Annotated in this window: 4 protein-coding genes and 2 pseudogenes; all 6 read left to right on the top strand. The window is 40.7% G+C overall.

Annotated elements, in window-relative coordinates:
* Positions 1-212 (top strand): annotated as a pseudogene (locus tag ACLW56_RS24960) (IS630 family transposase); the annotation flags it as partial.
* The gene (locus tag ACLW56_RS24955; RefSeq protein ID WP_330986291.1) at positions 193-609 is read left to right on the top strand and encodes a type IV secretion protein Rhs; all 417 of its coding nucleotides are present in this window, start codon (positions 193-195) and stop codon (positions 607-609) included. The pseudogene ACLW56_RS24960 and the gene ACLW56_RS24955, both read left to right, overlap by 20 nt.
* A complete protein-coding gene (locus ACLW56_RS24950; RefSeq protein WP_330986290.1) occupies positions 606-935 on the top strand; it encodes a hypothetical protein in 330 nt (109 codons plus the stop codon). Before ACLW56_RS24955 ends, ACLW56_RS24950 begins: the two co-directional genes overlap by 4 nt.
* Positions 936-1,252: 317 nt before the next feature.
* The gene (locus ACLW56_RS24945; RefSeq protein ID WP_330986289.1) at positions 1,253-1,720 is read left to right on the top strand and encodes a hypothetical protein; all 468 of its coding nucleotides are present in this window, start codon (positions 1,253-1,255) and stop codon (positions 1,718-1,720) included.
* A complete protein-coding gene (locus ACLW56_RS24940; protein WP_330986288.1) occupies positions 1,717-2,151 on the top strand; it encodes an SMI1/KNR4 family protein in 435 nt (144 codons plus the stop codon). Before ACLW56_RS24945 ends, ACLW56_RS24940 begins: the two co-directional genes overlap by 4 nt.
* Before the next feature lie 238 nt (positions 2,152-2,389).
* Positions 2,390-2,720, top strand: a pseudogene (locus tag ACLW56_RS24935) (transposase); the annotation flags it as partial.

The raw sequence follows: 2,720 nt of genomic DNA, 5'->3' as shown, positions 1-2,720 counted from the left end.
GGCTGAAAGCCAACCCGAAGTTCAGGGTGATTTATCAGCCGGTTTACTCGCCATGGGTGAACCACGTAGAGCGGTTATGGCAGGCGCTACATGACACAATAACCCGTAATCATCAGTGCCGGACAATGTGGCAACTACTGAAAAAGGTTCGTCATTTTATGGACACCGTCAGTCCATTCCCCGGAGCTAAGCATGGGCAGGCAAAAGTGTAGCGGTATTAGGCGCAGCTATTTAGAAGATAATGTGGGATACAATATAAGTCCAAAAGAGTGGGACCAATATCCTGCTCTTGGTCGAGATGGTACATTTGTGACTGATAAAGAAGGTGCTTTAAAATATTTTAATGGCATTCAAGATGGTGAAGTGACAATATCTAAATCTCTTGCTGAAACTATTGAAAAAGAAATGGGATTAAAACCGGGTTCATTAGAGGATGGTTTTAATATAAGAAAAATTGACGGAATCTCAGGGATGAGTCCACGAAGTCCTTTGGAGGGTAACCGATATTTCTTAGGCCCGGGGCAGCATTTGCCTGGTGGTGCACCAGAAGTGGTTATAGACTCTGCACCAAGCTCTGCCCCTCCGATATTGAAGGTGAGCATAAAATGAACAGAGTGCCAAATGATTCTATTATTGTTGTCGACATTTCATCTAAAGCAATAGAGATAGTGGCTTCTAGCCATGAATTAATAGAAAAAATGAAATCCATAGGATTTACACATTGTAATGATTGCTTATCATTTCATTTTAGCGATGAAGATGAAAAGAAAAAAATAATTAAAATACTAATAAATGAAAACTCATTATTTTCATTTGGTTATGGATGGTATCCATCAGAAGTAATGGCGTATTACAAAGAAAATGGAGTTGATTTTGGCCCCTACAAAATTATATCCTGGAGAGATAAAAACACATATCACATAGAAGAACGATAATTTATTTTAAGTTTCGATGGATAAGCCGGGATATAATATATTCCGGCTTTTTATCATCTTCAACCAGCGCCTTCATCCCCATAGCCGCCTCTTTAAACTGGCAAAGTTCAGCCTTCAGCGCCTGCACTTCTCTGTAGTCGCCGGGTGATATCTAACCTATTATGTAAATGATAAGATGACAGCTGTGCAGATAAAAATTTATCAAGGTATGGCGGTAGCGTATGTGCTATGACCCATTAGTTTCAGCAAAGTGTGAGTGAATCTGGCTGTACGATTCTATGACGGGATGGATCCATTGACATGACCCGATAGGGCTGTTGGGGGGAGTTAATCCCTATAGTTACGTAGCGAATCCGCTGAAGTATGTTGATTTACTGGGGTTGAGTCCTGATGTTACTTTTAACCAGACCCATAAAGATTCATTGCCGAAACCCAAAGGTACAGGTTCGAATGGCGGTAGATTACAATCACATCACGGTTTGCAACAAGAGTGGTCAATACATAATTTACCTGGATATGACCCTAAGCTGGCACCAACAGTTACAATCGAAACAGGCAAGGGATTACCTCATACATCGATTTCGAATGCACAAAATATGCGACGAGACGCCCGTATTGCGCAGGGAAAATGTAAGTGGTCATCGACTTTGCAAGATGAATTAATGAATATAATCTCGGATTTTCGTAATGCAGGTTTTGACGATGCAACCATAAGTAAAATACTTGATCAGCAATATAAAATGCTTGATAAGTTAAACATTGATTTTGTAAAGGTGATTCTATGACTAATGTGTCTTTTTTTGATATAAATGATAAGTTACGACTTGATGTGTATAAGCCTGCGTCAAGTAAAGATGATATTGAAAAAATGAAAAATCACTTCAAGGGTATTACGATTCCTCAAGAATATTCAATATTTGTATCTCAAATGACTGAAGCTGAGTTTTTTGTCGTGGATGAATCCTACATAAGAATATGGGGAGCAGAAGGTTGTATGGAAATGAATGATTCTCACCATGTTCAGAAATATATACCCAACTCATTAGCTATAGGTGATGATGAAGGGGGGAAGGTTATTCTATATGCATTTGGTAATAATGGGTATGGTCTATATCAAGTAGGTTTTGGTGATTTGGATATCAATGATGCAGAGTTTATCTCACCGTCATTAACTGATTTGTTAATTCATGGTGTAGGTGTTGATAGGTTGTTGTAACCTAATTCTCAAATAAAATCAAGGCAATAGCCTGAACCGCTTAATCACTGGATTCGGAACTATGATATACAATATTACCCAGTATGTTTGATAGATCAAATTGGGCTATTAGATGAGGTTAATCCTTATAGCTATGCTCTGAATAACTGCGCTTAATAGGAGATCACTGAAGGGTGATCTTACCCAGCAATAGTGGACACGGCACTAAGTGAGTAAACTCTTAACCCAGAGGTGACTCATGACTAAACCATCAGCAACGAAAAACAAGCCCCGTAAACAACACTCGCCTGCCTTTCGTGACGAAGCGCTTAAGCTTGCTCAACGTATTGGCGTGGCCGCAGCAGCGCGCGAACTCGGCCTGTATGAATCTCAGCTCTATGCCTGGCGCAGCAAGCAACAGCAGAGCCTGTCCGCTTGCGAACGTGAGCAGGAACTCGCGACCGAAAATGCCCGACTCAAGCGCCAATTGGCCGAACGAGATGAAGAGCTGGCCATTCTCCAAAAGGCCGCGACATACTTCGCGAAGCGCCTGAAATGAAGTATGTCTTTATCGAAAAACATCAGGCTGA

This window comes from Pantoea sp. sgz302252 (assembly GCF_047713085.1).
Lineage (GTDB): Bacteria > Pseudomonadota > Gammaproteobacteria > Enterobacterales > Enterobacteriaceae > Scandinavium.
Note: the sequence above shows the minus strand (reverse complement) of the source record. Positions and strands in the feature narration are given on the sequence as shown.